Annotated in this window: 4 protein-coding genes; all 4 read right to left on the reverse strand. The window is 67.3% G+C overall.

Translation table 11 applies throughout. The features are described 5' to 3' along the window. A partial coding sequence (gene bamE, locus ACYP33_RS07760) for an outer membrane protein assembly factor BamE domain-containing protein (protein ID WP_459620805.1) occupies positions 1-554 on the reverse strand: 554 nt, incomplete at its 3' end. Between the two features lie 91 nt (positions 555-645). Next, positions 646-1,767, reverse strand: coding sequence for an HpnL family protein (locus ACYP33_RS07765; protein ID WP_459620807.1), 1,122 nt, complete (start codon positions 1,765-1,767; stop codon positions 646-648). After that, positions 1,764-2,642 carry a hopanoid biosynthesis-associated protein HpnK gene (hpnK, locus tag ACYP33_RS07770; protein ID WP_459620808.1) on the reverse strand — a complete coding sequence of 293 codons (879 nt, stop codon included), beginning with the start codon at positions 2,640-2,642 and terminating at the stop codon, positions 1,764-1,766. The genes ACYP33_RS07765 and hpnK overlap by 4 nt, the downstream gene beginning before the upstream one ends. 38 nt (positions 2,643-2,680) lie before the next feature. Beyond that, positions 2,681-4,102 (reverse strand): hopanoid biosynthesis associated radical SAM protein HpnJ, encoded by a 1,422-nt coding sequence (gene hpnJ / locus ACYP33_RS07775; protein WP_459621071.1) that lies wholly within the window; start codon positions 4,100-4,102, stop codon positions 2,681-2,683. Positions 4,103-4,252: the final 150 nt, after the last annotated feature.

The raw sequence follows: 4,252 nt of genomic DNA on the forward strand, positions 1-4,252 counted from the left end.
TCCGAGCGCGAGGTGGTCGTCACCAGCCCGTCGTCGCCGAAATGCACGTTGTAGAACGCATCCTGGTTGACGCCGTCCTCGCGCCAGCGCCAGCTCCATACCGTTTCGGGCTTGAGCGGGTAGCGCGCCACCTCGGTCGGCTTGCCGAGCAGTTGGCGGACCTGATCCTGCGTCATGCCGGGGCGGATCATCGCGAAGGTGTCGGCCGTCAGCACTTGCGTTGCGCCGAGATACAGGCCGTTGCGGTCGATGTCGACCATGTAGGTTTCGTCGCCCATCGGCCCGCGCGGGTACTCGAGGCGCTTCGAGCCGTCGAGGTTCTGGCGCTCGGTTTCGGGCTTGCCGAGCTGCGCGCGCACCTCGTCCTCGGTCGAGACGCCGGCCTTCAGCTTGCGCAGCAGCAGCGGCGCGGGCTGGATCGAGCGGAACAGTTGCTTGAGTCGATGCACGACGGCGTCCTCCTGGCGGCTGTCGCAGCCGCCGAGCAGACAGGTCGCGGCGACGGTCGCGGCCACCAGCCACGGCCGCGCCGGCCGGAAAACAGATGCAATCATGGGGAACACGGATGCGCGCGAACGCACCGAACTGAGCACCGTGGAAGCATACGCGCGTCTGCGCACTGTTCACAAATCGGGTTGGTAGCGGTTAGCGCGTCTCGGGCTCGCGGTTTTGCTCGCGCTGCGCGCGGGATGCGCCCGGCTCCGCCGCGGCGGGCCGGTTGCCGCCTTCATCGTCATCGTCGCCGGCTTGCGGTGCGTTCGCTTCGTGCTTCGCTTCGTGCTTCGATGCGCGCAGCTCGCGCCGCGTCACGCCGATCTCGACGATCTGCCACGACGCCAGCGCCAGCCCGCCGAACAGCAGCTCGCGCGCGCGCCGCACCAGCGCCAGCGAAAACGCCGTCTCGCGATCGACGCCGAACAACTGCGCCAGCACGACGATGGTGCCCTCCTGCACGCCCACCCCGCCCGGCACCATGAACGCCGCGTGCCGCACCGCCTGGATCATCGCCTCGATCGCGATCGCGCCGCCCACCGGCACGCGATGGCCGAGCAATTCGAGCGCCCAGTAGATTTCCAGCGCGCCGATGAGGTAGGCGATCAGTTGCAGCAGAAACGCGCGCGCCAGCAGCCCGGTGCGCTTGAGCAGGCCGGTGATGTCGGCATCGAGCCGCTTGCCGTCGATGCCTTGCAACAGCGCGCTGGTATCGCCGAGCAGCTTGCCCGCGAAGCGTTCGATGGTGTGGAAGATCCCGCCGCGCCGCAGCAGCACGAAGCACACGGCCGGAATCGGCAGCGACAGCACCAGCGCCAGCGCGATGGTCCGCGCGCTGCCGCCCCCGCCCGTATCGGTCAGCGCCAGCAGCATGACCAGGCCGATGGCCGAGAACGCGTACTGCACGCTGACGGTGATCAGCACCTCGACGATCACCGAGGCCGTCACGAAGCTCGCATCGGGCACCTTCCAGCGCGCGAGCCGGATGCCGACGATCTCGCCGCCCACGCCGACCGTCGGCAACAGCCGGTTCACGGCCTCGCGGATGGTGGCGATCCACCACAGAAACGGCAGCGGCGCACGGCGATCGAGCAGCAGGCGCCAGGCCTGCGCGTCGAGCAGCAGCGGGACCAGATGGAACGGCACGAGCCAGAGCAGGACGAAGCCGGCGCGGCCGATGATGCGCATCACGTCGCCGAAGCCCTGATGCACGACCGTCACGAGCAGCAGTGCGATACCAACCGGCCAGCCGAGCCGGCGAATCCATTTGATCATCGTGTCGCACCCGCTGCCGGGGCGGCATGCGCGCCGCCCGCATCGATGCCGCGCAGCGTGCCCGCGCCGCCGAACACGGCCGCGAACCCGCCGCGTGCGATGCCCGCCTCGGCCAGCGCGGCCGCCACGCGCGGCGACAGCAGCGCATCGAGTTCGGCCGCCGGCCGGTAGCCACGCATCGACGCCGTGACCGGCGCATCGCCCGCCTCCACATCGGCCTCGGCCGGATGGCAGTACAGCTCACCCACGCCGCGCACCGGCATCGCGGCGATCGCGTCGAGCAGCACGCGCTCGTCCATCCGCCCCGTTTGCTCTATGCCGATCACGTAGTCGTTATGCGCGAGCCCGGCGCGGTCGAGCCGCGCACGCACCAGCGCGATCCAGGGCCGCAGCCAGGCCGGCGCGCCGCGCTCGAACGGCAGCCGCACCGCGCGCAAGCCGTAGTCGCGCCCGATCTCGACGATCATCGCGAGCACGGTCGGATGCAGATGGAAATGCTTGTGCGCATTGACGTGATCGAGCACCAGCCCGGTCGCGGCGAACGCCTCGAATTGCGCGCGGATCTCGCGGCGCAGTTGCGCGCGCACCCACGGCAGGAAAAAGAACCGGCAGCCGTCGCGCGCCATCGCGCCGCCGAAACGGCCGTCCGGCCCGACCAGCGCCGGAATCTCGCCCGGCGGCAACATCGCCGCGCCGTCGGCCAGCACCAGATGCAGGCCCACCGCGAGCGACGGCAAACGCCGCGCGCGTTCCACGGCATCGCGCGCGGCCGGCGCGGCCACCATCAAACTGGCCGCCGCGAGCACGCCATCGCGATGCGCGCGCTCGACGGCGGCATTGACGCGCGGATGCAGACCGAAATCGTCGGCCGTCATGATCAGCGCCCTTCCCGAACTTCCTTGCTTCACTCCGTTCAAGCCTCGTGTGCCCGCAGAAAACGGAAGAATTCTACGCCCTCGCGCAAACGGCGTTTCATCATGTCCCAGCTCGTCAGCATCTCGCTCACGATCTCCCAGATCTTCGACGGCCGGAAATAAAACGCCCGGTAGAAGTGTTCGAGCTCGTGATAGATGTCGTCCTTCGACAAGTGCGGATAGCCGATCGCGGCCAGTTGCACGCCGGCCTTGCTGACCAGGTTGATGGTCTTGTTCTCTTCCATCCAGCCGTTTTCGATGGCCTGCTCATAAAGCTTCGTGCCCGGATACGGCGCGGCCAGCGACACCTGAATGGTGTGCGGGTTGATTTCCTTGGCGTATTCGATCGTTTTCTTGATCGTGTCCTTGGTTTCGCCGGGCAGGCCCAGAATGAACGTGCCGTGAATCTTGATGCCGAGCTTCTTGCAATCCTCGTTGAAGCGGCGCGCGATATCGGTGCGCAGGCCCTTCTTGATGTTCAGCAGGATCTGGTCGTCGCCCGATTCGTAGCCCACCAGCAGCAGGCGCAGGCCGTTTTCCTTCATGACCTTCAGCGTGTCGTACGGCACGTTGGCCTTCGCGTTGCACGACCACGTCACGCCGAGCTTGCCGAGGCCGCGGGCGATTTCCTCCACGCGCGGCTTGAAGTCGGTGAAGGTGTCGTCGTCGAACATGATCTCCTTCACTTCGGGCATGTTGTCGCGAATCCACTTCACTTCGGCCAGCACGTTCTCGACCGAGCGCACGCGGTAGCGGTGGCCGCCCACCGTTTGCGGCCACAGGCAGAACGTGCATTTCGAGCGGCAGCCGCGGCCCGTGTAGATCGAGACGTACGGGTAATTCAGGTATCCGATGAAATAGTTGCCGATCTTCAGGTCGCGCTTGTAGACGGGCGCGACGAACGGCAGCTCGTCCATTTCCTCGATCATCGGGCGCGGACCGTTGTGCTCGATCGCGCCGTCGGCGGCGCGATAGCTGAGGCCGAGTATTTCGCTGAACGGCTTGCGGTCGGCCACGTCGCGGCACGTGTAGTCGAACTCCTCGCGGCAGACGAAATCGATCGCGTCCGAGGCCGTCAACGAGTTGTGCGGATCGACGGCCACCTTGGCGCCGACCATGCCCACCAGCACCGACGGCTTGCGCTGCTTGAGGTCCTGCGCGAAGGTCGCGTCGGTGGGAAACGACGGCGTGCTGGTGTGGATGATGACGAGATCGTATTCGGCGGCGATCTTCAGGGTGTCTTCCACCGACAGCCCGTCGGCCGGCGCGTCGAGCACGCGGCTGCCGGGCACGAGTGCGGCGGGCTGCGCGAGCCAGGTCGGATACCAGAACGAGCGGATTTCGCGCTTGGCCTGATAACGCGAGCCGGCGCCGCCGTCGAAGCCGTCATACGACGGCGCTTGCAGGAACAGGGTTTTCAGCGGGGCAACATGTGCTTGCATGATTCGTCTCGATACGATCAATGTTCGTTCAACCCGCGCGACGCCGGCCGGCTCGCGCGCCCTTATGTGTCGATCCTCGTCGATCCGCCGCCCGCGCGAACGCGGGCGGCGCCATGGCGTCCGGCATGC

The organism is Burkholderia sp. 3C (genome assembly GCF_054589155.1).

Coding starts and splice junctions, on each gene's coding strand:
- hpnK (WP_459620808.1), bottom strand. CDS start 2,642: ATGACGGCCGACGATTTCGGTCTGCATCCGCGCGTCAATGCCGCCGTC.
- ACYP33_RS07765 (WP_459620807.1), bottom strand. CDS start 1,767: ATGATCAAATGGATTCGCCGGCTCGGCTGGCCGGTTGGTATCGCACTG.